Annotated in this window: 27 protein-coding genes, 1 other RNA gene and 1 pseudogene; 10 read left to right on the forward strand and 19 right to left on the reverse strand. The window is 43.5% G+C overall.

Annotated features, from left to right (window positions below; all coding sequences use genetic code 11):
* The 8 genes from GQ359_RS05585 to dnaX all read right to left on the reverse strand — a co-directional run bounded on the left by GQ359_RS05585 (nucleotide 1) and on the right by dnaX (nucleotide 7,921).
* Nucleotides 1-1,272 (reverse strand): efflux RND transporter periplasmic adaptor subunit, encoded by a 1,272-nt coding sequence (locus GQ359_RS05585; RefSeq protein WP_215385785.1) that lies wholly within the window; start codon nucleotides 1,270-1,272, stop codon nucleotides 1-3.
* Between the two features lie 9 nt (nucleotides 1,273-1,281).
* Nucleotides 1,282-2,805: a TolC family protein gene (locus GQ359_RS05590; protein ID WP_215385787.1), complete on the reverse strand. Its 1,524-nt coding sequence runs from the start codon at nucleotides 2,803-2,805 to the stop codon at nucleotides 1,282-1,284.
* Between the two features lie 207 nt (nucleotides 2,806-3,012).
* Nucleotides 3,013-4,431, reverse strand: coding sequence for a carbohydrate porin (locus GQ359_RS05595; protein ID WP_215385789.1), 1,419 nt, complete (start codon nucleotides 4,429-4,431; stop codon nucleotides 3,013-3,015).
* Between the two features lie 207 nt (nucleotides 4,432-4,638).
* The gene (locus GQ359_RS05600) at nucleotides 4,639-4,911 is read right to left on the reverse strand and encodes a type II toxin-antitoxin system RelE/ParE family toxin (RefSeq protein WP_215385791.1); all 273 of its coding nucleotides are present in this window, start codon (nucleotides 4,909-4,911) and stop codon (nucleotides 4,639-4,641) included.
* A complete protein-coding gene (locus GQ359_RS05605) occupies nucleotides 4,908-5,126 on the reverse strand; it encodes a ParD-like family protein (protein WP_215301013.1) in 219 nt (72 codons plus the stop codon). Before GQ359_RS05605 ends, GQ359_RS05600 begins: the two co-directional genes overlap by 4 nt.
* Before the next feature lie 113 nt (nucleotides 5,127-5,239).
* Nucleotides 5,240-5,854, reverse strand: a complete 615-nt coding sequence (gene recR, locus GQ359_RS05610) for a recombination mediator RecR (RefSeq protein ID WP_215385793.1) — start codon at nucleotides 5,852-5,854, stop codon at nucleotides 5,240-5,242.
* Between the two features lie 25 nt (nucleotides 5,855-5,879).
* A complete protein-coding gene (locus GQ359_RS05615) occupies nucleotides 5,880-6,203 on the reverse strand; it encodes a YbaB/EbfC family nucleoid-associated protein (protein WP_215385795.1) in 324 nt (107 codons plus the stop codon).
* A 50-nt stretch (nucleotides 6,204-6,253) separates the two neighbouring features.
* Nucleotides 6,254-7,921, reverse strand: a complete 1,668-nt coding sequence (gene dnaX, locus GQ359_RS05620; protein WP_215385797.1) for a DNA polymerase III subunit gamma/tau — start codon at nucleotides 7,919-7,921, stop codon at nucleotides 6,254-6,256.
* Between the two features lie 32 nt (nucleotides 7,922-7,953).
* Between dnaX and ffs the strand changes: the two genes are divergently transcribed.
* An RNA gene (gene ffs / locus GQ359_RS05625) (signal recognition particle sRNA small type) lies at nucleotides 7,954-8,051 on the forward strand.
* A 72-nt stretch (nucleotides 8,052-8,123) separates the two neighbouring features.
* On the forward strand, nucleotides 8,124-8,333 hold the full coding sequence (locus GQ359_RS05630) for a hypothetical protein (RefSeq protein WP_215385799.1): 210 nt from the start codon (nucleotides 8,124-8,126) through the stop codon (nucleotides 8,331-8,333).
* On the opposite strand, the gene GQ359_RS05635 is transcribed toward GQ359_RS05630, so the two are convergent.
* The 9 genes and pseudogenes from GQ359_RS05635 to GQ359_RS05675 all read right to left on the reverse strand — a co-directional run bounded on the left by GQ359_RS05635 (nucleotide 8,334) and on the right by GQ359_RS05675 (nucleotide 15,419).
* The gene (locus GQ359_RS05635; RefSeq protein ID WP_215385801.1) at nucleotides 8,334-8,483 is read right to left on the reverse strand and encodes a hypothetical protein; all 150 of its coding nucleotides are present in this window, start codon (nucleotides 8,481-8,483) and stop codon (nucleotides 8,334-8,336) included.
* A 42-nt stretch (nucleotides 8,484-8,525) separates the two neighbouring features.
* On the reverse strand, nucleotides 8,526-8,891 hold the full coding sequence (locus tag GQ359_RS05640; protein ID WP_215385803.1) for a hypothetical protein: 366 nt from the start codon (nucleotides 8,889-8,891) through the stop codon (nucleotides 8,526-8,528).
* A gap of 69 nt (nucleotides 8,892-8,960) precedes the next feature.
* Nucleotides 8,961-9,320: a hypothetical protein gene (locus GQ359_RS05645; RefSeq protein ID WP_215301026.1), complete on the reverse strand. Its 360-nt coding sequence runs from the start codon at nucleotides 9,318-9,320 to the stop codon at nucleotides 8,961-8,963.
* A gap of 41 nt (nucleotides 9,321-9,361) precedes the next feature.
* The gene (locus tag GQ359_RS05650; RefSeq protein ID WP_215385805.1) at nucleotides 9,362-9,559 is read right to left on the reverse strand and encodes a hypothetical protein; all 198 of its coding nucleotides are present in this window, start codon (nucleotides 9,557-9,559) and stop codon (nucleotides 9,362-9,364) included.
* Between the two features lie 158 nt (nucleotides 9,560-9,717).
* Nucleotides 9,718-10,740 carry a hypothetical protein gene (locus GQ359_RS05655; protein ID WP_215385807.1) on the reverse strand — a complete coding sequence of 341 codons (1,023 nt, stop codon included), beginning with the start codon at nucleotides 10,738-10,740 and terminating at the stop codon, nucleotides 9,718-9,720.
* A 588-nt stretch (nucleotides 10,741-11,328) separates the two neighbouring features.
* Nucleotides 11,329-12,375: pseudogene (locus GQ359_RS05660) on the reverse strand (DNA recombination protein RmuC); the annotation flags it as partial.
* A 300-nt stretch (nucleotides 12,376-12,675) separates the two neighbouring features.
* Nucleotides 12,676-14,064 (reverse strand): VWA domain-containing protein, encoded by a 1,389-nt coding sequence (locus tag GQ359_RS05665; protein WP_215385811.1) that lies wholly within the window; start codon nucleotides 14,062-14,064, stop codon nucleotides 12,676-12,678.
* Nucleotides 14,057-14,959 (reverse strand): MerR family transcriptional regulator, encoded by a 903-nt coding sequence (locus tag GQ359_RS05670; RefSeq protein WP_215385813.1) that lies wholly within the window; start codon nucleotides 14,957-14,959, stop codon nucleotides 14,057-14,059. Before GQ359_RS05670 ends, GQ359_RS05665 begins: the two co-directional genes overlap by 8 nt.
* Nucleotides 14,960-15,179: 220 nt before the next feature.
* On the reverse strand, nucleotides 15,180-15,419 hold the full coding sequence (locus GQ359_RS05675; RefSeq protein WP_215385815.1) for a helix-turn-helix transcriptional regulator: 240 nt from the start codon (nucleotides 15,417-15,419) through the stop codon (nucleotides 15,180-15,182).
* Between the two features lie 78 nt (nucleotides 15,420-15,497).
* Here GQ359_RS05675 and GQ359_RS05680 point away from each other — a divergent pair, with 78 nt between their 5' ends.
* Together GQ359_RS05680 and GQ359_RS05685 are read left to right on the forward strand one after the other, a co-directional pair.
* The gene (locus GQ359_RS05680) at nucleotides 15,498-16,430 is read left to right on the forward strand and encodes a YqaJ viral recombinase family protein (RefSeq protein WP_215385817.1); all 933 of its coding nucleotides are present in this window, start codon (nucleotides 15,498-15,500) and stop codon (nucleotides 16,428-16,430) included.
* Nucleotides 16,431-16,453: 23 nt separating this feature from the next.
* Nucleotides 16,454-17,215 (forward strand): recombinase RecT, encoded by a 762-nt coding sequence (locus tag GQ359_RS05685; RefSeq protein WP_215385819.1) that lies wholly within the window; start codon nucleotides 16,454-16,456, stop codon nucleotides 17,213-17,215.
* A gap of 319 nt (nucleotides 17,216-17,534) precedes the next feature.
* Here the strand turns inward: GQ359_RS05685 and GQ359_RS05690 are convergent, their stop codons facing one another.
* The gene (locus tag GQ359_RS05690; protein WP_215385821.1) at nucleotides 17,535-18,713 is read right to left on the reverse strand and encodes a hypothetical protein; all 1,179 of its coding nucleotides are present in this window, start codon (nucleotides 18,711-18,713) and stop codon (nucleotides 17,535-17,537) included.
* A gap of 118 nt (nucleotides 18,714-18,831) precedes the next feature.
* Between GQ359_RS05690 and GQ359_RS05695 the strand changes: the two genes are divergently transcribed.
* The 6 genes from GQ359_RS05695 (at nucleotide 18,832) to GQ359_RS05720 (ending at nucleotide 23,865) form a co-directional block, all read left to right on the forward strand.
* On the forward strand, nucleotides 18,832-19,905 hold the full coding sequence (locus GQ359_RS05695; protein WP_215385823.1) for a hypothetical protein: 1,074 nt from the start codon (nucleotides 18,832-18,834) through the stop codon (nucleotides 19,903-19,905).
* A gap of 2 nt (nucleotides 19,906-19,907) precedes the next feature.
* Nucleotides 19,908-20,537 (forward strand): OmpA family protein, encoded by a 630-nt coding sequence (locus GQ359_RS05700; RefSeq protein WP_215385825.1) that lies wholly within the window; start codon nucleotides 19,908-19,910, stop codon nucleotides 20,535-20,537.
* Between the two features lie 23 nt (nucleotides 20,538-20,560).
* Nucleotides 20,561-21,367, forward strand: a complete 807-nt coding sequence (locus GQ359_RS05705; RefSeq protein ID WP_215385827.1) for a hypothetical protein — start codon at nucleotides 20,561-20,563, stop codon at nucleotides 21,365-21,367.
* Between the two features lie 402 nt (nucleotides 21,368-21,769).
* On the forward strand, nucleotides 21,770-22,525 hold the full coding sequence (locus tag GQ359_RS05710; RefSeq protein WP_215385829.1) for a DNA cytosine methyltransferase: 756 nt from the start codon (nucleotides 21,770-21,772) through the stop codon (nucleotides 22,523-22,525).
* On the forward strand, nucleotides 22,515-22,919 hold the full coding sequence (locus GQ359_RS05715) for a DNA cytosine methyltransferase (RefSeq protein ID WP_215385831.1): 405 nt from the start codon (nucleotides 22,515-22,517) through the stop codon (nucleotides 22,917-22,919). The genes GQ359_RS05710 and GQ359_RS05715 overlap by 11 nt, the downstream gene beginning before the upstream one ends.
* Nucleotides 22,909-23,865 (forward strand): AvaI/BsoBI family type II restriction endonuclease, encoded by a 957-nt coding sequence (locus tag GQ359_RS05720; RefSeq protein ID WP_215385833.1) that lies wholly within the window; start codon nucleotides 22,909-22,911, stop codon nucleotides 23,863-23,865. Before GQ359_RS05715 ends, GQ359_RS05720 begins: the two co-directional genes overlap by 11 nt.
* 1 nt (nucleotide 23,866) lies before the next feature.
* Here the strand turns inward: GQ359_RS05720 and adk are convergent, their stop codons facing one another.
* Nucleotides 23,867-24,532 carry an adenylate kinase gene (gene adk / locus GQ359_RS05725; protein WP_215385835.1) on the reverse strand — a complete coding sequence of 222 codons (666 nt, stop codon included), beginning with the start codon at nucleotides 24,530-24,532 and terminating at the stop codon, nucleotides 23,867-23,869.
* Nucleotides 24,533-24,677 lie beyond the last annotated feature (145 nt).

Genomic DNA, 24,677 nt, shown 5'->3' on the forward strand with positions numbered 1-24,677 from the left:
CTAATCTTCCTGCTTTGCAAATCGATCGTTTAGTAGCACTGCACCTTCTGCCAGTATGCGCGAACCAGGTTCAATGCCACTAGTAATCGCAAAGGCCTTGCTGTTTAAATCGTAACCTTTAACAGGAATGCGACGATACACTTCGTCTCCAGCCTTAATAATCACGTAACGCATCTCGCGTATGCGGACCACGGCTGTTTGTGGCACAACGATAGCATCAGCCATGCCGGTGGTGAGCTTGGCAGATGCGTACATATCTGGACGCAAAAGGTCATCATGATTATCTATATCCGCACGAATCAATAAAGCGCGAGTTTGCGGATCAATCGCGGGAGCAATATAGTTTGCGTAAGCTACGAACTCTTTATCCGGATAGGCTTCTACCTGCAAAACTATTTTCTGACCGGATTTAATCAAGCGCAAGTCTTGTTCAAACACATTTCCCAAGAACCAGAGTTGCTTTGGATCTGCCAAGGTAGCAATCACATCACCTGAGTCCACAGCAGACCCAGGCTCCACATTCCGCTTAACCACTACACCCTTTAGGGGTGATCGCATCACTAAGTTGCTTTGAGTTTTACCGGTAGCTTCAATTGCCCTGATATCACCATCACCAGCGCCAAGATTACGCATACGATTTGCGGCCGCTTGTTGGGTAATGCGAGCATCCCCAAGTAAATCACCCATGGTCTTACTAGATTCCAATACCCTGGCTGTTTTTGAAGAGAGCAAATATTCTTGCTGAGCTGAAATAAATTCTGGGCTATAGAGCTCTACTATTGGAGAACCAATATTGATCTCGGCACCATCAAAAGCGTAAATACGTTCTACCCGCCCAGGTGCGCGTGCTGATAGCACCTTAGACTTTTCAGCATTAAACGCTAAGCGACCTGGTACTTTGATATCCACTGGTACCTGTACTTTTTCTGCCGTTTGGAAGATATAGATTTCTGGGTTCAGCTTGACGCCAGGAAGCCTTAACTCCAAGACGCCACTCTTCTCTATTTTGAGGGCCTTATCAGAAGCCTCAATCTTCACATTGCGATTGACATTGGTAATCCGACCTAAAACAATACCCATCGATAGGATGGCAAAAGCAAAAGCGGCTAAGCGGACACGGTAGCGATTTTGGGGGCTGAGATTCCAGTACAGACCAGCAATACTAGCGAGTGCCACATGTAATCTATGCCCACCAAAGTGCATAGCCTTTTCAGCAATGGGCTTAGCTTTATCACCAAGCTGTTTTAGAAAAGAAAGAATTTTGTCTTTCAATACCACTCCTTAAAAAGGTTCTTTGCCAGATGTAGCTAGCAACACGGCTTGCGCTTGAAGTAGATTGCTCTCTGCTAAGGCTAATTGAACTTCGAGGCTACGCAATTGGGTTTGTGCTGTCAGCAAATCGTTAAATCCCTGACCATTATTTGAGTACTGAGTTAAGCCAACTTTATAAGCAGCATCTGCTTGTGGAACTTGGCGCTCTTTGAGAAATTGCGCCTGATTCTTGGCTTGCTCATATGTGGCATAAGCACCATTAACCGCCAACACAATTTGTTGTCGATTAGAAATATTGCCAGCTTCAGCTGCCGCTTGATTGCGCTGCGCCTGCTCTACCCCATACTTTTCTTTGGTAAAGAAATACAGCGGAATAATCAAATCCAATTCAAACTGGTAGTACATCGCGCCATTATTCGCTGAGAATGGTCCCCGTGGTGTGAATGAAGAACCAATCACTTGAAAGTCAGGTAGGTAGGCTTTCTTGGCGAGATCAACGCCTTTGCGAGCAGCCTCAAGCTGTAATGCTGAGCTCTTCAATGAGGGGTGACTGGTTTCGGCATAGTCTTCCAACTCCAGCAAAGTTGGAACGCTGCTGATGGCACGACGGACGTCACCGCGCAAGATCAACTTTTCTCTCGAGTGGCGGCCTATCAAGGTATTAATGTTGTGCAATGAGACCGATAGCTGGCGCTCTACAATGAATTGATCTGCTTGAGCAGCACTTTGCGCCACTTGTGCGTTGAGATATTCAACATAAGCAGCAGCATTATTAGAGTAGCGCGCTTTGGCAACATTCTTAATCATCTCCAAACGCATTACCGATTCCTTGAGAACCTGCAACTGTTTCTGGGATGCTAAGGCGCCGTAATACAGAGTAGATAGCTGAGCACCCAACTGCAGGTAGGTGGATTCGCTTTGAGCTAAGAGTGCTTCCGCATTGGTATTGGCAATATCAGATGCCAAGCTTTTCTTACCTGGAAACTGAAGTGGTTGGGCAAGCGTAATGGCATTATTACTGCTGACCCCATTTGGGTATTGTGATGTCGGTGCATTTGCCCCACCCAATGCAAATGGGGAGTTCACTGGCATGCCAGACCACACCAACCCGACTTGTGGGTTAGCTGGGGCATTAATCTGCGGCACAGTAGCCTTGGCAGACAAATAGGACTCGCGCAAAGAAGACAATTGCGGGTTGTTTAATTTAAGTTCGTTCCAAAGCTGGCGCAAATCCATTTCTGCGGGGCCAGCTGGTGCACCCATGGTGTAGATCTTCGGCGTATTACTTTGCGTTACTGGCGCAAATAAGCTTGCGGCCTTGGCAGGATTCGGAGCATTAGGGGTGCTACTGACATTGCTAACTAGTGGAGGTGCAGATAAGCTCTCTTGAGATTCATTGAGCTGCACAGTGACGCTAGCTGGAGTGGCAGTATTTACAGGCGATGTTTGCGCAAAAACAGATGTCACTAAGAACAGGGGTGCAAAAGAACAAACGCCAGCAAGCCACTTTGAGGGCTTTGCTTTTGCATGCATCTGTTTCTGAGTTGTAATCTGGCCGTGAATCAAATCGGCTGCCTCTAAATCTCTACTAATGCTGTTTTTATAGTCCTGAATGTAGATTTCCCTACATATCAAGGGGTTTTAGTGATTATAGGGGTCTAGAGGCAAAAGTCCATCAAATACGAATTCTTATCTTATTGATTCTAAAGACAATAATGAATTTAGCCCTACTGATAATGCCTAGAATTCAGCATGAACCCTGAAAGATAGGATCTTGACCGGTCCGCGGGCAGAGTTATAGGCTGGATTGATGATGTGCTGCAAGTTCAAACCGGCGAGCATGTTCTTAATCACCGTGGCGTTGTAATAGATCTCACCGATGCGCTCAGGTGAATAAGAAATCGTTTGGCTGGGACTAGCGTAGTCACCAATAAAATAAGACACACCACCAGCTTGCAAGTAACCACGGCGGTAGCTCGACAAACCATTTTGCATGGCAGAGATACCAATACTGTCTTTGGGGCGCTTCCAACTTGTGCCATTCATGCCCATACCAATAGAGATGGAGTTGTCTGCTTCAGTAAATGACATCGTTTCAGTCTGACCGTCGGATGTGAAGGCACGACCATAGATACCAAGATCTTTGGTCAAAGCCTGCTCGCCATGTATGCCAATACCCGTTTTGATTTGCATATTGTTGCGGACATTGTTAATTGCTTGGGTGCCTTGGCGAGCATTGGGGTCCTGGTCAATGTAATTGGTGGCGTCTGAGAAACGTGCCAAGATCATTTTGTTGCGATAAGCCAAGACGCTGACCTTGCCTGGTAGATCGGCAATATTGTGCTGGCGCTCTACTTCTACTTGATCACCATAGGTATTAAAGATTTGCCAATTGAGATCACGACCATTGGGTGATTTGGGAGCGAGCATGCGTGAGGCACGCATCACCCAGTTATCCAAATACCACTCCCCTGCCAAGCCCCAGCTATAACCTCTTGCATCAGCTGCATAGTCGTAAGCGAGATAGGTCATATTGCCCCAATTCATAAACTGAATGCGTGGGTCTTTGGCATAACGGCTGTCATCAAAAATATCAAGTGTGGAGAACTGGCCGCCAGTAAGCACCACGCGATTACTACTCACGGTTTGTGTAATTTGATTGGCTTCATTCTCAAGAACGACTTTGTCACCCTCTTGATTGATCGTATGGCGCGCAAATGCACGAGCAGAATAGAACTTGGCCTGCGTTCCTGTTGCTTTACTACCCTCACCGTTGGTAAAGCCACCAAGACCAACTAATCCAGAAAACGGCACACCAGAAATCACTTCCGGATTGAAGTAGACATCGGTATTGGGTGCTAGGCGTGCACCCATGAATAAAGTACCCGACCAGGTATAGCTCATCGAGCTTTGAGCGTTCAAACTATTCTGCCCAGAATAAGATGAATTGAAATTGTTGTAGCGCTGATTAACGTAAGTTGTTTGCCCGTGAAGATTGACGGGCATACCCCATAGACCTCCCTCAGTAGGCACACCCTCAATCGGAGAGGCGAAACTTGCAATCTGATCTGAACCCGATCCCGCCTTCTGGGCGATAGCAGTTGTGCTGCAAAAGGCAACAAGCAAGCAAGGCAGAAGTCGAAAGGATTTGTGGGTCATTCACAATTTCACAATACTGAGCATCAATGACCAATCAATCACTAGAAAAGAAACTAAAGGTCAGATCTACCGGGGTAAAAACTAGACAACTCGGATAGGCACTGCGTGAGATTGAAGCTCATCAGGAGTGCAGGCCAAATTATCCCTAAAAAGAGCTAATTTACCTAGAATTTATGTCGCTTTAGTGACTATTGAGCCTATTGCGCCCTATCGCTTAAGGTCTCGATAAAAATTTTCATGAACTCCATAGCCAATTAATGCGATTTGAGTTCCATCCAGACTAACCGAGTATGCCAACAACATTTGTTGATGGAGATGGCGAAACTTATAAACCTGCACACCCAACAAATCACCCTTCTTCATCTCCCCAACAAATGGCTTGGAGATAATATCTTTAACCGCTGAATCAAGGGCCTTCTTTTCGGCGGGAGAAATTTTCTTAATAGCTCGATCAAATCGAGGGGTTGTTAATACCCTCATCCGAATTTATATGGGGAAAGATTGCCAGCTTTTACCTCTTCAATACTTACGAGCATATCTTGAAGCATGTTGATGGGTAGATCAGGATTCTCTTCAGCGACCTTACCCAAGCGAGCCCAGTACTCAATTTGCTTAGGTACTGATCTATGCATTGCCTGAGCATAGGGCTTGGCGTCTTCCACCAATATATCCGATAACTTGATTGCTATAGCCATAATGAGCTCCTTATTAAACTAGTATCAATTTAATACAAAAGGTTGCAAAAAGCAACTTTTTACTAAGCACCATTATTAATGGGGATTTAGGATATAACTTAGATATACCAAACTTAGCGCCGATCCATCAGCGCCCTGGCTAATGTGCCCGCATCCACATACTCAAGCTCACCACCCACCGGAATACCTCTTGCAATTCTGGTGACTTTAATACCTTTGGATTTGAGCACTTCACCAATGTAGTGGGCTGTGGCCTCACCTTCACTAGTGAAATTCGTTGCCAGAACAACTTCTCGCACTGGCACTCCAGTATCAGGAGCTTCAATGCGAGCTAGCAGTCGATCAAAATGAATTTCATTAGGGCCCATGCCATCAAGTGGTGAGATGCGACCCATTAATACGAAGTAATTACCTTTGAAACTCAAAGTCTGCTCGACCATCACTTGGTCAGCGGGGGTTTCCACAATACACAGCAAGGATGGATCACGACGATCATCGTTACAAGTTACGCAGATTTGGGTTTCGGAGAAAGTATTACAACGGGCACAGTGACCTACAGTCTCTACTGCTTCACCCAATGACTGAGCAAGCACTGCAGCACCATTGCGATCATGCTGAAGCAAATAAAAAGCCATGCGCTGAGCAGACTTGGGGCCTACGCCAGGCAATACACGCAATGCCTCGATCAAACGACCAAGGGCATCTTGCGGAGCTTCTTGACGTGCCATTAAATAAAGATATTTCTAAGGATGATTAAAACGGCAGCTTAAATCCAGGAGGCATCGGCATACCAGCAGTAGCACCAGACATCACTTGTGCATTAGCAGCCTCTACTTGTTTGAATGCATCTGTATAGGCGGTAACCAATAAGTCTTCGAGCATTTCACGATCATCCATTGCACCTGGATCGATCTGCACGCGCTTCATCTCATATTTGCCAGAGATACTCACTTTGACTAAGCCACCAGCCGCTTGGCCAGTGACTTCAAGCGCAGCCAATTGCTCTTGCGCTACCTTCATCTTCTCTTGCATCTGCTGGGCTTGTTTCATCAAACCCGCAAGGCCGCCTTTCATCATCGCTTATTTCCTTTGTTTACTTATATGTCTATCAATATTGAACTGAACAATCAAAGAGGCTTCACGGAGCCACCGACAACCTTGGCTCCAAACTCTTTTTCTAATTGCTGAATAAATGGATCTTGCGCAATCATCTGCTCTGCATTTTGTCTTTTCTCTTGATGAATCTGAGCATCTACTTTGGCCACTGTCTTACCCTCAACTTCACCCTTCTCGATAATGACTTTGATGGGTTTGCCAAAGTGTGCTGTTAATGCATCTGCAAGACGGCCAATAGAAGCTTCGGATGCCAGTTGCGGCATCGGCGTTACAACCGTGGCGCGCACACCTACCGGTGAATCTTCCCAATCTTGCAACTCCGTCTGAAATGCTAACTGCTGAACTAAGCCTTTAACCGGCAACTGGCGCATTAAGGAATGCCAGTCTGGACGATTAGCCGCAGATGCAGTAGCGACTGGTGCAGGAACTGCTGGAGCTGCGGCAGCAGGTTTAGCTGCGGCTGGAGTAGATGCCGCAGGCGCAGACCTTACTGGGGCAGCAGTTTGATTTGCTGGTGCGGAAGGTCTTGGTGCTGACGCTACTGGAGGCGCTGAATTACCTACCCTACCTGGAGTTTCATTTCCGGGACGAAAAGCTAGCATCCGCAGAAGAGTCATAGCAAAGCCAGTTTGCTCATCTGGAGCTAGCGATAAATCGGGACGGCTAGTAATACTAATTTGGTAGAACAACTGGGCTTCTTCTTTTGTCAGTGCGCTAGCTAAGCGACGAATCTCTGCCGCTTCTGGCCAGTCTTCTAGTACAGATTCCGGAACAATTTGTGCAGCTGCGATTTTCTGAATCAGGCTCGATAAATCTGCCAGCGCTAATGAGAAAGACATACTGCGCTCACCCATCTCATTGGAGATAGCTAATAATGTCGCACCATCTTTAGCAATCAATGAATCCAAAATTCTGATGAGGTAGGCATCATCGAGTGTGCCGAGCATGCCACGTACTGCCTCTTCAGATACTTTGCCAGCGGCATAAGCAATCGCTTGATCCGTCAGTGACAAAGCATCGCGCATAGAACCTTGCGCTGCTTTTGCCAAAACACGCAGTGCATTGGTTTCACATTCAACGTTTTCTGCGGCAAGTACTTTTTCTAAATGCTCAACGATGAGCGGAACAGGCATTTGCTTGAGATTGAACTGCAAGCAACGGGACAAAATGGTAACTGGAATCTTTTGTGGATCAGTAGTTGCAAGTATGAACTTCACATGCTCAGGCGGCTCTTCGAGCGTCTTGAGCATGGCATTAAAGGCATGATTGGTGAGCATGTGCACCTCGTCAATCATGAATATCTTGAAACGAGAACCCGAAGGCGAATAAGCTGCGCTTTCAAGTAAAGGGGTTATTTCCTCGACCTTGCGATTACTCGCCGCATCCATTTCAATGTAATCGACGGAACTACCACTATCAATAGCAACGCAAGACGCGCATTTTCCACACGGCGTGGAGGTCATTTGACCCTGACCATCCTCGCCAACACAATTGAGTGCTTTAGCAATAATTCGGGCAATGGTGGTCTTTCCGACCCCACGAGTGCCTGTAAAGAGCCAAGCGTGGTGTAGTCGACCTTGGTCTAAGGCATGGGTTAATGCCTTAACCACATGGTCTTGTCCTACCAATTGGGAGAAAGTTTTAGGGCGCCACGAACGGGCTAAAGCCAATGCTGTCATGTACTCCATTCTAACAAGCTAAAATGGAATTGGACGGGCCTCCCCGCATGGCGGTTTGGATAACCTGGTCAGGTCGGGAACGAAGCAGCCAAACCCAATTCTGTCAGTGCCGGGGGTCGGGCTCGTCCACCCTATTGATAAGTCCTTGTTTAGTTTGATATTTGTATTTCTAGACAAGGATTTGCACTAAGCTAAGGTCTCAATGTCACAACCAGACATGAACAAATACGTAGTCATCTCTATCGAACCGACCGATCTAAGCAACCACTGGGTCATTACCTACCAAACCCCTAGAGGCGTAACCGAACAAGAATCTGTAGAGGCTTTTGATTCCAATGACGCATTCATTAAATTTCGCAATCAGCGGATTCAAGAGTTAAAAGCAAAAGTCATTCGAAAAGCGCAAAAATAATTACTGCTTCCAAAAGCAGGATAAGCGCCGGTCAATTCCAGCAGCAAAGTCGTGATAAATCCACTTATTGCAAATGAACTGATCCACGACGATCAATACTAGGATGACTGCCACCAGAAATATCAGCAACCATTTAAGAGAAGTGTTCATACAGCAAGCTCCATTGAGGGGGTTGCGATTCGATTCAAGTTATTAGGGCTCAATCTTGATTTTCTTGAACTTACCAAGCAGAGCCAAGCTAGCTAAGATTTGATTAGCCATATCCGCACTCAGATCCCCTTTAGCCAAGGCATACAAAATTTGATCCGCACGCTCCGATTCTGGGGCAGCTAGCAAGGCTTTAAAGATTTGCGCCTCAGTCATCACGCTATTAATTTGTATTGATGTCAGATTAATCTGAACCTTGCTGCCCTTGATACCATAGCGCACTTGGGCCATTTCAATGAGTTCACTGCGTTGCTTTTCTTGCAAGCTTTCAAGTGTAGGTAATGCTGAATCAGCGCTAGGTGCTAGAGCCGGACCTTTGCGAGGCTTCTTGTAAACCAGATCATCATCCACAAAAGCCTCCAATCCCTTGATGAATGCAATTCATTTTGGGGAGTGCAAGTGCCATATCTGAGCGATTACTTATTTTGGTGCGAGCAAAATTCGCATTAAGGCAGTACGCGCTTCTGGCACCTTGAGTTGGTCAGCTAAATTGAGCAGCTCAGTGGCCTTGGGGATATTTTTTAAATATTCCATCACAAGACCATAGTTATAAATAGCTACCCCGTTTTTGCGTTTGACTTCAGTATCGAGTTCATAAAAGAGGCGGTCAATTTGACGCTCTTGCAATTGATCACTCCAAGCCATCTCGCAGCATTTACGAAAGGTGCGCTCGTAGCCTGCGCTTTCAATCGTGATGAAAGCATCAAACGCTTGGGGATATAGACCTAAGTTCTGGAAACGTAAACCTTCAGCAAAATCAGCGTTATTTAACTCGGACATAGTGGGGGCTCGATGCAATATAAAGACGTGAAGCCCATATATTACCTTGTGCGCCTACCCTTTTGGGAGCGCATGCGCTCCTCTTCTTGGGCGGCGGTTAGAAAGGCCTCTTGCTGCTGCGTTTTTTGGGCTGCCTGCTCCAATAGAGTCTTTCCGGTTTTGACTTGACCCTCTCCCAATAGCTCGTTTAAGGTCTTTTTGACCTTCGGTGGCTTGCTGGGTTTGAGTAAATCGGACATAACCACATTCTAAATTTAGAGCGAGAAAAGGCCAACCACCAGCATCCCAATAGATGCTGGTGGACTTATGAATTATCTAAATTGTTAAAGAACAGAAAAGCAAAAACTACTAAATTCAGGGGCTTACGGCATTTCGCTCGTTCGTCCCTGCTACTGCTTTAATCCACTTCTACTTCATCATCCTGGAGGTTCTCGAACTTTTTCTTCATCTTGCGATACGCTGCCAAACGCTCGAGCTGAGCAAAAGCAAAGTTTTGGGATTTCACAAAATGATCACTAAATCCAGAGAATGGCCGAAACGTTGCCTTCCAATACAAGCGCTCCAAAAGCAACGCAATCTGCGGTTTTAATCTCATGAAATGGACCTCAAAGAATAGGAAATAGGCATAACAATTTAAGTCATGCCACAGGCAATCGGGATTTTGAAGTTGGTACTCATCGAGCACTTTTTCCTCATCATCAAAGACGGCAATTTCATCGCCCCTGGCAATGAGCCATTGGTTGAGAGATTCAAACAGCTCTGGATAGAATTTGAGGGCTGCCGGCCAATCCAAACTATGGGGATCACCCGCTTCCATACTCTCTCTAATCTTGGTATGACACTCGAGCAAAAAGGTCGCGTGATCGATTCGCTCAGGTGAAATTTCATACGCAAGATTGCTTATGTAAGCAGGTGCATGAACTTGATGGTGATTACTCAAGCCCAGTTTCTCGGCAATTTTCTGAGGTCCTAGAGAGCACACCTTCTCCTCAAATTGCCCGCTCGCTCTAGCTTGCTCATAGCTTTCATAGCGTGGTGAAGTCCACAGCGCATAGGCATAGGCTTCAATGATTTCTTGCTCCACGGCATCTTGGGGTTTGAGGGTCTTCACGATCTTTTGTGCATGCGCTTCATACTCTTTGGGGTCTTCAAAGGGCATGAGCAACTTCTTAGCGCGTAGACCATGAACCATCTTGCAATTGTTGCGTGAAGCCTCTTTGCCCTTCTTGCTACGAGGACCGGTTTGGCCTTGATACTTGCCCTTCTTGCCCCGTTTTGGGGGCTCGGTGGCGAGGAGCTCTTGGCTTATTGCACTTGTATCTGTTCCATCTAGAACCTCTACTACATCTTGCACTTGCGCTTCTTCTGGGGTTGATGATTCTTCGTTGTGTATATCTCTTAAATTTTGATTTAGATCCATGATCTATCTCCTGGTAGGTTGGTTTTTTAGTTAGCTTTACAAACCCCTGCTGCGGATGACATTGCCATCCGCTCCAAAGGGCACTGCAAGTACCAACAAAACCTCAGAGACAGGTTTATGACCAGACTGGGTAAGGTTCCGGTATTTCGCTCCAAATGCGACAAGAGCGCTAAACATCAGCAATCACATCACAAGTGAATCACGCTCAATAACAGCGCTTAAGGCAAATCAATAGGGGGCAAATTCTGGGCAGAATTCTTGGATCATTCGCTAGGCTTTGACAGCCAATTAATGAACAAGTGACTGTGGAGAAGATGTCTACTCTAAGCGCTAGTAGCGAGATCATGGCGATCTACTACGTTGCTGCGCTCTACATAATTCCAACATGGTGCTTGTTAACAAAATCTTAATACGAAATATTTTGGAATGCAACAAGCAAAACATAAATTATTTTTTAGATTGTAGTTTTCATGATTTGAAGTCTGAGGCTACATTACAAACTAATTAATATTTAGTTGATGTTTACATCATGTTTACTACACATTTCCACATATTTTCCTTATATTTTCGTATGTTTTCTTATGTTTGCTAAGCCACCTCTTCATCATTGCCAAGCGAATCATCCGTCGTGGAGGTATCAAGCAATACGGAACTCGTGATGGGCAGTGCCTCTACTCCGCTTAAGGTCTTATTAATTTTGCGAGTACGCACATCAACGCTCTCAAAAGATTTGCTAGCAGCATCAAGTTTTTTACGGGTTGCATCGATTACCTCCCCAAACTTGCCGAACTCAGTCTTAATTTGACCCAAGGTATTCCATATTTCTGATGAGCGCTTTTCAATAGCCAGGGTTCTAAAGCCCATATGCAGGCTGTTGAGCATCGCTGAAAAGGTGGATGGGCCAGCTACTGTAACGCGGTAATCACGTTGCAATAACTCCAGCAAGCCTTGCCTGCGCATGACTTCGGCATATAAGCCTTCGGTTGGCAAAAACAAGATAGCAAAGTCAGTAGTGTGCGGCGGCTCGATATACTTTTCTCGAATTGTTTTAGCCTCTAACTTAATGCGCGACTCTAGCGCCTTTGCTGCAGACTCCATATCTGCGATATCCGCTCGATCTTGTGCATCCATGAGGCGTTGATAGTCTTCCATGGGAAATTTAGCGTCCACCGGCAACCAAACTGGGGACTCTGCAGATGGGCCAGGCAAGCGAATGGCAAATTCCACAACATCACGGCTACCCGGTTTAGTAGAAATATTCTTTTGATACTGATCGATTGTGAGGGTTTGCTCTATCAAGGCGCCTAACTGCACTTCACCCCATGTACCGCGTGATTTGACGTTAGTCAGAACACGCTTTAAATCACCTACCCCAGAAGCTAGGGTTTGCATTTCCCCCAACCCGCGATGTACAGCTTCCAAACGATCTGAGACCTGCTTGAATGATTCGCCGAGGCGCTGCTCAAGCGTAGCGTGTAACTTCTCATCTACCGTTTTACGCATCTCTTCTAATTTATTTGCAGTATCACTTTGAATCTCACCTAAGCGCGTAACTAGTGTTTCGCGCACTTCACGACCGGTATTACCCAATTGATCCGTCAACACTGTGCGTAAGTTCGTTAGATCTCGATTTAAATCTGCTTTTAAATCATTGCCCGCCTGACGATTATTTTCTAAAAGTGCTTTGACAGCTCCTGAAAGCTCAGCGACCTGTTGTTGCATTTGTAAGAGCGCTTTGGAAGACTCTTCGTCAGCCCTCGTATCTCCATTTAGGGAAAACATTTTATAGAGCACTAAAACCAGCAAAAGGGCTATTGCAATGAGGAGTGCGGTGTTGAGGTCAACTGCATTCATTCTAAATACCTTAGAGAGTAGTTTTTATCAATCTGACTATACCCCAGAGACATTTTTCAATGCCGCTGGGTATTAAGTTATTTACTTTTGCACATCACCTTGTGAATCGGTATTGCGCCCTTGACTGACCTTCTTGCGCATATACGCCGGTTTAACCGACTCTTCATCCATACAAAACATCATGCTGTCATTCAGATCGGCCACTCGGTTCATCATCTTGCTTGACGAATACATCAATTCTTTTTCCATCAAACCAGAATCACGGCGATCTAGTAATTTACGTAAGTACTTCACGGTTTCTTGCAGCCACGGATTGTTGTGCGCCCGATCCTCTAATTGACGCACTAACCCCTCTACAGCATCCCAGTTGCGGTTTTGCACATGGCGGCGCGCTTCACGTTGAATTTCAGCGGATTCAACTTCATTAAAGCGACGCGCGACCAGTTCATTTTCTGTTGCCATCCGGTACTCAGGTAAACCGACTACTGGCATGGCGGGTAATTTGACCTGGCATTGCTGCTCTTTACCCTGCTTGTCTTTCAAATTGATAGTGCATGTGAGAACTGAATTAGCGTCTTGCAGGTGAATAACTTCATTCATCGAAAGTGAAATCGCCATCCACACTTCAGAACCGGCAGCAATCGAAGGCAAGCAATACTGCCCCTTACCATTTTGAATATAGTCATTGCGCACTTGAATTTGACCCATGCGTGCTAATAAGGGGGTATCTAACTTCACGCGTACATCTTGAAATGCCAGGTTAGCCAAAAAGCCCATCTCTGCATCAAAGGATTCTGCTAAGTCTTCCACGCGCTCACCGTACCAAGAATTGCCTTGACCAGCATTGGCAATGGCGGTCATGAGCTCTTCATTAAAGTCGACGCCAATGCCGACGGTTGAAGTGGTGACTCCAGCACTAGCTAATTCGCGCACCTGATCGCAAATTTGCTGGGTATCGACAATACCGTGATTAGCCTCACCATCAGACAATAAAATCACGCGACTCATCATGCCACTACCGGCTGTCGGTGCTAATGTCTCAGCACCTTTGAGCCAACCAGCATGCAATGCTGTGCCACCTCTCGCTTCAACTTCTAATAAACGCATTGGCATAAGTGTGCGCGCTAAGCGCACGGGCATCGTCTCTACTAAGACATCAATGGCCGTGTCATAGACAACAAGTGATACCTTATCTTCATCATCTAAGCGTCCCAATAAATCGAGTGCGCAGCGTTTTGCCTCTTCAATCTTTCTGCCACCCATGGAACCTGAACGGTCAATGACTAAAGAGATTGCTAAAGGGGTACGTTTGACTTCACCCGTTAGCAAAGGAGCGCGCAATCGCACCAGAAGATCTAAGCTATGCCCAGCGTTACTCGCAATAACATCTTTACGAAGATCCAGAATCACTTCTAGGCCTTGGCCAGCAGCGTTGGTGTTGTTCTGTGCGTTGTTATTTGCGTTACTCATTTTCTTTTCCTTTGCATTGCTGCGCATTTGCAGCCAGTAGTTGATTCAGTATTTCTTCTATTAATAAATTTTGGTGTTGAATTTCTTTTTGCAGAATTTCAAAATGTGTGAAGGATCGCATTCGATCTCCCTCCATATCGAATCGCGTTCGCTCTAGCTCTTGCCTTAATTCCTCTATCTGCGCACGCAAGGCCTGCGTACTCTCCCCTTGCCGCTTGTAGATGTCATGCATTCCGGCTTTAAGTGTTTCGCCAATTGCGATGAGCTGCTCATTAGTTTTGGATTGTTGACCAAGGTCAACCATCTCATCCATGCTGTCGTACGAGTGAGATACCTGTTCAACTGCATCAGAAATACTGTTGCTGATTGAAAACGACATACTGTCTTGGCTGCGCTGTTCTGCTTTTTCTATTTGCTCCATAAAAGACAGTCTTTGACTATCGCGGCGAGTGCTTGCGACATTTCTGATGCTGTCTTTGGATGGATGAGGTCGCTCTAATTGACTGCGCTTTGTTTGCTGCGCCCCAGGATTTTGAAATGAAGCAACCAAGATCTCAGCCATGCTTGGTACTGTTTTGGTCATGACCAGGGTTTCGAGTTTGTCCAAATTTTCCGACATGAGATACGGCGCAACCTTTTGCATGGGGTAACCGTTTTCAACCAAGAGCCTGCCCGCTAAAAATTGCAGCAGGTGTTTGTAGCCATACTGGGCATCGCGGCCGATACGTTCAGGACGCGCTACTAAGCCTTCTGCTACGTAATAGCGCACGATGCGTTCATTGATTTTGTCTAGGTCCCCAGGTAATTGGAGGTAATGGGCGCACTGACTGGCAAGGTTGGCCAAGTCGGTGGCATTGCCACTGAAATGCTGGTGCTCGTTAATAAAAAAACCCATAAAACCCCCTTTTAATACTATCTAGACCACTATTTGGCGTTTAAATCCACTGTCAACGTATTACTGTCAATATAACTATGTTGACATCTATTACTGTCAATATCACACCAAATACTGGCAATGTCAATAGGTCTTGAAAAGTTTTTTAAGGTTTATTGACTCTGGATTCAGGGTACGGGGGTCAAAGCTCAGGGGATGAGCTTAGCAATACTAAAAGAGCCTATTTCTTAGATTTCCAGCGTACGCCAGCGCCGTCTTCTGGGCTGCCGATGAATTCAAGCCCTGCTTTTTCAAATGCTTTTTGAATTGAGTCAAGCGTCTTTGCCTGAGCAGCTGGCACGCCCTCGCCTGTTTCAAGGCGCATCAACGTAGAAAAAGCTACGCCAGAGAATTCGGCAAGTTCTTTTCCGGTCCATTTGAGTAATGAACGCGCTGCGCGAATTTGACCACTTGTAATCAAGTAACTGTTACCTTATACTAGGTAATCATTACTCATTAAGAGATAATGATTATTTAAAATAGGACAATAAATATGCTTATGAATCAAGATTTTACACAGGATCGCACGAAATACATAGGCGGTTCTGATATTGGCGCAATTCTAGGGCTTTCTAAGTTCCGCACGCCGCTTGAGGTCTGGATGGAAAAGACAGGTAAAGAAGTAAGGCATCTCGACACCCTACCCCTGCGTTTTGGATCCTTTGCAGAAGAGTTTGTTGCCAGTGAATACGCCAGAGCTACCGGCTTTGAACTTCTTCATGATGAGTCCATCTATATCCACCCCACTCACCCCATGATGAGTGCGCATGTAGATCGATTTGTATTAGGTAATGGACTAAGCAAGCCTGCAACTCGCCTCTTGGAGTGCAAGACAGCAAATCCTTTTGCTAGAGGTGAATGGGGAGAGCCAGGCACTGATCAGGTGCCCATGAGTTATCTGTGTCAATGCATTTGGTATATGGCCATTACCGGTATTGAGCAATGCGACCTTGCAGTGCTCTTTGGTAATAGTGATTTTCGGATTTATGAAATAGAGCGTGATCTGGAATTAGAAGCGCTTGTCATTGAAAAGGCAATGCGCTTTTGGAATGATTACATTCTTAAAGACATTCCACCTCCAGCCCAAACAGAGGGCGACTATCAAGCGCTCTTTAAAAAGAGCAATCCTTCTAAAACAATAGAAGCCAATCCAAAGACAGTGGAGCTCATACGGCAGTTGCAATCATTGAGTAAGCAAAGCGGTGATATGGATGAACGGATTGCACAAATAAAGCAGCACATCATGAATGAGATGAAAGAAGCGGAAATTCTCAGCTATAAAGGCAATGTGATTGCGACCTGGAAAGCCCCAAAGCCTAGCTTTCGATTAGATGGCAAACGATTAGAGGCGGAAGAGAAGGAAATCTATGAGCGCTACAAGATGCAGATTCAAAACAGCAGGCGCCTAGTGATTAAAAGCTTGGATATATAGAAAGAATATTTAAGGAGAAAACAATGGATATGAATACTGCGGTTAGTCTTCTGAACATTAAAGAAGATTTATTAGATGATGAAGTGAATAGTTTTGGGATAAGTCCTAAGAGCGAGCGACTTAATCCAGTAGACCCCAATGGAAAAGCTAAAAAAGCTAGAAGCAAAAGAATTCAAGCTGAACTCAACACTCATGAAAAATTAATGGCAACAGCAATTAAGAAAGTAGGCTGTACCGCCAGTGAATTGACAGCCTGGCTTAATGAAGCACCAAATACACCAGAAGCAGTTCAGCTCAATGCATTGAGATTGATTGGAAAGCATGAGTTAGATCCGTTTGCCGGTGAAATATCCATTCATCAATATGAAAATGGTCACTGGCAAGCGTTTATTACGATTGATGGTTGGTCAAAGCTGATTAATAGCCACCCCGCTTTTAGCGGCATTGGCTTTACTGAGTCTAATGAACTTATTAGTGGAGTGCCTTCTTGGATGGGGTGCGCTATTTATCGCAATGATCGAGTGGTTCCAATTGAAGTAAAAGAGTACCTATACGAAATTCAGACAGAGCATAGTATTTGGAAGGAGATGCCCAGAAGGATGCTTAGGCATCGGGTCATTGCACAGTGTGCGAGATTGGCTTTTGGAGTTTCGGCGCCAGAAATAATTCAGGGGGTGAACTTAACAAATAAAAATATAAAATTCTTGAAAAATCAAAGAGACGGCAATAAAAAAGCAAGCCAGACAGATAACTTAAAATTTTATATTGATGGTATGTTAAGGTAAATAACTTATGGCAATACGGACTGTCAGCGGCACTTAAGTAACTAGATTTTGATATGGCAAGAAAAATTGGCATTCAAAGCAGAAGCAAGATTGATTGCCAGTATTGGCCACAAGGATCTTGGTAAGGGCCCGCATCTAAATATGTCGGATAACGGCGAAGGAGCTAGCGGAGAAGTTAGACCCCAGAGCAAATCAAGTTTCTTCAAAAATAATCGCAAAGAATTGTCTGGGGCATGAACGAAACAATAAACACTACCCACCCAAACCGGGCCGGTCATTTAAAAGGAAGCAGTAAATGATATCTGGTAAACCAACAAAATTACCTAAGCCACGGCTTTTGCATATGTTTAGGCATATGAGAACAAACCTCAATTAACCAACCATTACGCTGTGCTGCTGCCCATGCACCCTTATGCTTTTGCTTGAATTCATTGCGGGTTTTGCATTCCTTAGCTGCGTTAGTTACAAAGCCTTTTGTATATTTCCCATGCTCTTTAACCCGCATTAGTGACTTACCAAGTTCAGCCCATATTCCGTGCTTTCGGGCATAGTCCTGAGCACTAGGATATTTTTCCCGAAATTCCTTAATGGTTTTACACTTGGCGATTGCTTCCTTAACGGTCTGATGATTCCAAATAAATGCGGTTTCCAATGTCTTGAGTTCTGAGGCGGTTAGCTTTCTTCCCTTTAAGGAAAATCCAACTTGGTTCTTTTTAGCCAGCCTAGTCAGCTCTGCTTCTAAGCAATGAATTACAGCTATTTTTGTATTGGCATCTAATTCAAGGTAATTAATCTTATTTGTTTTTGCAAAATCTCTTTTAATCTTATCTCTAGCCTGTACTCCAATGGCGCTTTGCTTATCTCTAAGCCACCCCTCTTTATGCTGCCTACCTTGATATTCAATGACCAGATTGAAATCTGGCAAATAAAAGTCGTATGGAAGCTTTGCTACTTCAGAGTGCTCCTTAAACTTATATTCGATCACGTAATTAATGTCATGAGTCATTAAATACTCCCTAATAACTCTGGGCCCAAACCATGGAGCTTTATTTAGCATATGCTGACAAACATCCTCTAACCACCCCTTACCAATAGCAATCGCATACGCACTAGTATAGGTATCTCTAAACTCTCCACGAGTCTTGCAATCTTTAGCGACCCTTGAGATATTTTCCTTAGTCCACTTACCATGAATCAGGCCTCTCTCCATTGATTTGGGGATGAGTTTTTGATTTTTTGCAGCAGCATATGAATGCGGGTCTTTGCTATGCCATTCTGCTGTGGTTTTATATTTCTTAGATGCTGAGAGAATTTTTTCTTTGGTCCAAAAACCGTTAGGCCGCTTAACAATGACCATATGAGTACAAGCCTCATCATTCCATTTGTTACGACAACAAATAGCATAAGCGCTTGAGCTACTCTTTCGCCAATCGGCTACTGTTAGATATTTTGAGGCATCTTTAATGACAGCCTCTTTATCCCAGATTTTTCTATTCATACACCTTAAAGCTCATCTAACGAGCTATTTGAGTCTAAAAATTAACATGAATTAATATAGAGATTCTAACGGGTAGAATCTTCAAACCACTCATAAATCCAAAAGGCACAGTATTCAAATGCGATACGAATATTTTTTCATAGTAGCAATTATTGGATTTTTCTTATTTGCCCTAAAAACCAATAATCAGAATTGGAAAGATCGCGCTGAAGAGGTGTTAGTAACTGCAGCCTTAGTTGGATGTTTATTTTCAATTTCAATTGCCCTATTTCATTTTGACCCATCAAACCCAATCGAATCAATTACAGCCTTTTTAGGAGATATTAGGTTCGGCTTTATTTTGAGTCTAACAGGTTTAGGATGTAAATTAGCCATGGGGATTGCGAATGGGTTGCGCAAAACTTTGACCCATGGAGATATTAATTTAGGCCACATTCAGGACACGCTTCTTGGAAACCAAACTCGTCAGATTGAGCAATTCGACCGCTTGAATAAAACGCTTGAAGATTTTGCTAAACGAATGGCCGAAGACTCAACTAAAGCAATTGTTGCTGCTTTAGAAATGGTAGTAAAAGATTTCAATAAAAACTTAACTGACCAATTTGGTGAAAATTTTAAACAACTTAATCTTGCCGTAGGCGATCTTGTTACCTGGCAAAGACAGTACAAAGCCGAACTAATAACGCTTCAAGAAAAAAATAGTCAAATTACCGAAAACTTAGGCAAAGCAACACAACATTTAATTGAAATTAGTACGAGCCTTCAACAACTCGCAGGCTCTGCAACTAACTTTACTCAAAGAAGTGAGGAAATAACAGCTTTATTAGGTGGTCTTGAACAACAGTATTCACTAATAGCGGAAGGACAGGAATCACTTACAAAAACATTAGTTGCATACGAAGGATTGCCGCCTGCTGTTAATCAGAAGATTGAAGATATGATTAACAAACTTCAAGAAGGTGCAACCAAGCTAAGCCAAACCGTAACTGAAGGACAAGAGAAGGCAACTGGTGCAACAGTAAAAGCAACTGAGGAATTAAAAAATAATTTAATTGCGCTTGATAAACAAATCAAATCAAATCTAGATTCAACAATGAGTAGGTTTGGTCAACAATTGGCTGACATTATTGAAAATCTTGCATTACAAATCTCTGATATAAAACAAAGATTATCCCAGTCAGAAATTAGATAAAGATGTCTAAGAATTCTTCATTTATTGCGATGAGCGACTTCATGACGTCGCTATTCATGATATTTTTACTTCTTACTGTTGTACTCCTAACCGAAGTATCTCGGTTAAGCATTAACGAGGATTCAGCAAAAAAAACAAGAATTGAATTGCTTGGGGAGCTGCAAACAGAGTTTGCGCAAGATTTACCTAAATGGGATGCGCAAATACTTGATGACCTTACATTACGCTTTAAGAATCCAGACCTAATGTTTGCAATTGGCAAAGCAGATGTCAGACCAGAATTTAAAGCAGTTATGGATTCATTTTTACCAAGATATTTTGCCATTATTACTAAACCAAGATTTAAGCCGTATATCAAAGAACTTAGAATTGAAGGCCACACCTCTGCTTTATGGGCTCTTGGGACTGACTCAAAAACAGCTTATCTTTTAAATATGGAGCTATCACAAAAACGAGCACTGTCTACCCTTGCCTATACACTTCAGAATGCTGGTGATAACTACGACTGGTTAGTAGCAAATTTATATTCAATTGGACTCTCAAGCTCAAAGCCCATTGATGTATCTGTTAATGATATTAGGAATCAAAGGGTTGAATTCAAAATCAATTTGATAGGCAACAATGCAAAATGATTGAGGACCATCTTGGCAATCTAATGCGTCGTTTTGGATATATCTCTGGTATAGCCAAGATTCCCAAACAAATGGCCACCCCCATTCAAGAGGACCCAACTCGTCTAAATCTGGGAACTGCAGTTGAAATTAGACATGGTGAGTATCAGGTGGCCAAAGATGGCACGATCATTGTTGATGGCAAACGTACATTTATTTATATTTGCAATCCTTCAAACTATATGGGCAAGCTCTCAAAAAGGGCTGTAGAGGATTTGCCAAAATACCACTTTACTGAATGCACCACAATTAGTAAAATGGCCTCAATCGGAAAGGCGGATCGATATGTAAGGCCTATTATTCCGGATGGAAGATTTAGATTGCTCTTAGTGGAGGGTAGAAAAAGGGAGACTTTTGATTCCCCGTTGTATCCATGCGGCTACTGTCTTCGAGCCTTATTTCCAGAAATGCCATTTTCTAAACGCTCAAGTTTTACTGTAGAGCAGTTTTTTAAAAAGTTCTCCCTTGAGTGTGCTGATGAGTTTATTACCTCAAGAAAATCAGTTCTCCAAGCGAATCACAATACTTATTCAGATAACTTCAAAACTCTCTCAGCTGAGTTAAGATCTAAAAGAGAGTGTCACGGTTGTTTTGAAAAATTTGAACCGAAATATCTGGATACCCATCACCTAAATGGAGATGCTAGTGATAACAGCACTTTAAATTTAAAAGTTCTTTGCGTACATTGCCATATTAATGAACCTAATCATGGTCACTATCGAACTTTGCTAGAAAAAAATGGACGGCTAGCGCATTTCTACGAAAAATACCCAAATGGGAAGAAAAGTTAGTTTTTAGTTGATTTACCTAACTTTGTATGCCCTCTTTATATCTCCAGTCTTGACCACTCAGCTTTAACGGCGGCTTTCTCTTAAACTCCCCCAACTTAAGCCTCACAACAAAAGAATTGCACAATTCATTATATTGAAAATTAAGGCCAAAAGGCATTAGACCTTCCTTAAGAAGTCAGCCCATGTAACTTTTAATGCGAGGTATGCCAGAATAAGATCACCGATTTAAATCCTATTACGTTACCCCGCCAAAGTTTTCTAAATACAACTTAATAAGAGTGTCTGACTAAGTAATCGCGCAAAGTATTGAGCTTTAAGGTAACGGTAAAATTCATTTAAAAGCTTGTACGCTCCTGATATCATCAAAATAATCTCTCAATTTAATTAAAAAATACTGCAAAAATGTCCTCCTCAAAGAAACCTCTTGTGATTAGTCTTTTTTCGGGGGCAGGTGGCATGGATCTCGGCTTTGAAGCTGCAGGATTTGAAATTGCTGTAGCAGTAGAGCTTGATGGAAGTTGTTGCGATACGCTTAGACAGAATAGACCAAATACCCCTTTGATTCAAGGAGATATATCTACATTAAAAACAGGTGAGATTCTAAAGGCTGCAAAGTTAAAACCGCTAGAAGCAGCTTTAGTAATTGGTGGGCCACCATGTCAAAGTTTCAGCCTTGCTGGCAAGAGACTTGGCATGGATGAGCCTAGAGGTAGATTAGTGCTTGATTTTATAAGAGTTGTTAGGGAATCGCTACCAGTTGCATTTGTAATGGAAAATGTAAAAGGTATGCAAAATTGGCATCATGGAGAAGCTCTTCGAGCAATCGAAGAGGCAATTGCAGAACCAATTCTCTATAAGCGAAAAAAATATCAATATCAGATAAAACACAAGGTACTGAATGCAGCAGAGTTTGGCGCCCCTCAATTTCGTGAGCGCATTTTTCTAGTTGGCAATAGAATCGAGGTGGACTTCAGGTTTCCGCAGCCAACACATGGTGTTGCCTCAAAACAAGGCAAGTTATTTATGGAGTCTAATCTAAAGCCATACGTAACAGTTGCAAATGCTATTGAGGGGCTACCAAAAGCTGATGAACCTTCAGAAACCGCAAAAAGAGTTTCAAAAACTATTAAAGCGAGAATAGTTAAACATGGCTATTAAAAATCATCAGCAAACTGCGCACTCTCCATCAACATTAAAGAAAATAAAAAAGGTTCGGTCAGGCCAAAAACTGAGTGATACAGAGCAAACATTTGGTTCAACATATAGAAGGCTTAACCCGAATAAACCTTCGCCCACAGTAACAAGAAGTGGCTATAGAGATTTTATACATCCAAATGAAGATAGGATGCTTACAGTTAGAGAGCTAGCGTGTTTGCAGACTTTCCCTTTAAATTGGGAATTCAAAGGCGTTCGGCTCGACTCATATAGCAGCAAAAGAAAGACAACCATGACCCAGTTTGGTCAAGTAGGAAATGCAGTTCCTCCATTGTTAGCTGAAGCGGTTGCAACAGAAATCTATTTGCAAATTTTTGATAAAAAAAATGTTAAGTAAAATAATAAATTCGTCAAAAGATCTTGAAACCACGCATGCGGCAACAAGAAGCGGGTTTCTGGAAATGGCTTTAAGAAAAAATCGGGAGGCAGCTCCTTATCTCGATGAAGCTAGAGCCCTGCATGCCATCGCGCAACAATATAATGGTCCGGAAAAATTAGCTAAAGATCCGAAGGTTAGAGGGCCCCTCTCTGAGGCATCGGGCATCTCAAGCAAGGCTAATAGTTATCTTAGCGAAAAAGATATTGATGAAATCATTAAAGAGTTCATCACGAAATTTTTAGCACCAGCAGGTGAAAAATTTGCGGATGAGATTGTTTATCGTTTTTTATTAGCCAAAGGCGACTCTCTAGGCGGCAGAATGAGGAATATCGCCGGAGCAATTGCTGGTGAAAAATTTACTAGGTTCTTAATAGCAAATTTAAGAAATTCTCAGATTGACTTTGAGTACCTATTAAAAGATAGTTCCAGATGGCAAAAGGCATCAAAGGTCACGCAAGATGATTTAATTTCTATAAAAATGATTCGTTGGACCAATATTAATGGGTCTGGACGTCAAATTATCTATAACACCAAGGTTCCAATTGTTGATAAAAATATAGATATAACTATGTTTAAAAAATTTGTCCCAATAACAAAACCAGAGCTGAAAACTTTTCTTGCAAGTGCAAATAATTATTTGGCATTGGGCGAGCTAAAAGGCGGAATTGACCCTGCTGGGGCAGATGAGCATTGGAAAACAGCTAACACTGCACTTCAGAGGATAAGAAATTCATTCAATAAAGCCGGCAACCCTGTAAAAACATTCTTTGTTGGTGGTGCCATAGAAGCAAGTATGGCTCAAGAGATCTTCAATCAAGTTCAAAAATTAGAATTGAGTAAAGCTGCAAATTTGACCAATGAAGATCAACTTGCAGCATTATGTGGGTGGCTAATTGAGCTTTGAACTACTTTAATTCTGCAAAAATAGAAGCAGTAATGTCATCAACGTTACCGGTACCGCTGACCTTGCGGTAGGCGGGAGCCTTCACTTTATCGGCGGGATTACTTTGAGTTGCCCAAGTAGAGTAGTACTCCACTAACGGGCGAGTCTGGTCGTCGTATACCTGCAAGCGTTTGCGAACGGTTTCTTCTTTGTCATCATCACGCTGAATTAAATCTTCACCAGTTACGTCGTCTTTGCCTTCAACCTTTGGTGGGTTGAATGTGATGTGATAAGTACGGCCTGATGCTGGGTGAACGCGACGACCGCTCATGCGATCTATGATGGCATCAAAAGGCACGTCGATTTCTAAAACATAATCGATTGGCACACCCGCATCTTTCATGGCTTGCGCTTGAGGAATGGTTCTTGGAAAACCATCAAACAAATAACCCTTGCTGCAATCAGGTTGAGTTAAACGATCTTTTACTAAACCAATGATGATGTCGTCAGAAACGAGGCCGCCGGCATCCATAATTTTTTTAGCAGCAATGCCAAGTTCAGTTCCAGCCTTAACAGCAGCGCGCAACATATCTCCTGTCGAGATTTGTGGAATGGCAAATTTTTCGCAAATGAACTGAGCTTGTGTTCCTTTGCCAGCACCTGGTGCACCGAGCAGAATTAACCGCATTGTTTTCCCCTTAGAAGCCCTCATTGTCCCGTATTTTTTCGGGATCTTTTGTTATCAACTCCTAGGATTATCCCCAAGAAGACTTTGCTAACACCAGGCCGCTTTTTTTCGTGCCTCACAATCATTACTATGGCCAGAGTATTAA

Source organism: Polynucleobacter sp. AM-7D1 (assembly GCF_018688455.1).
In the GTDB taxonomy this organism is placed as follows: domain Bacteria; phylum Pseudomonadota; class Gammaproteobacteria; order Burkholderiales; family Burkholderiaceae; genus Polynucleobacter.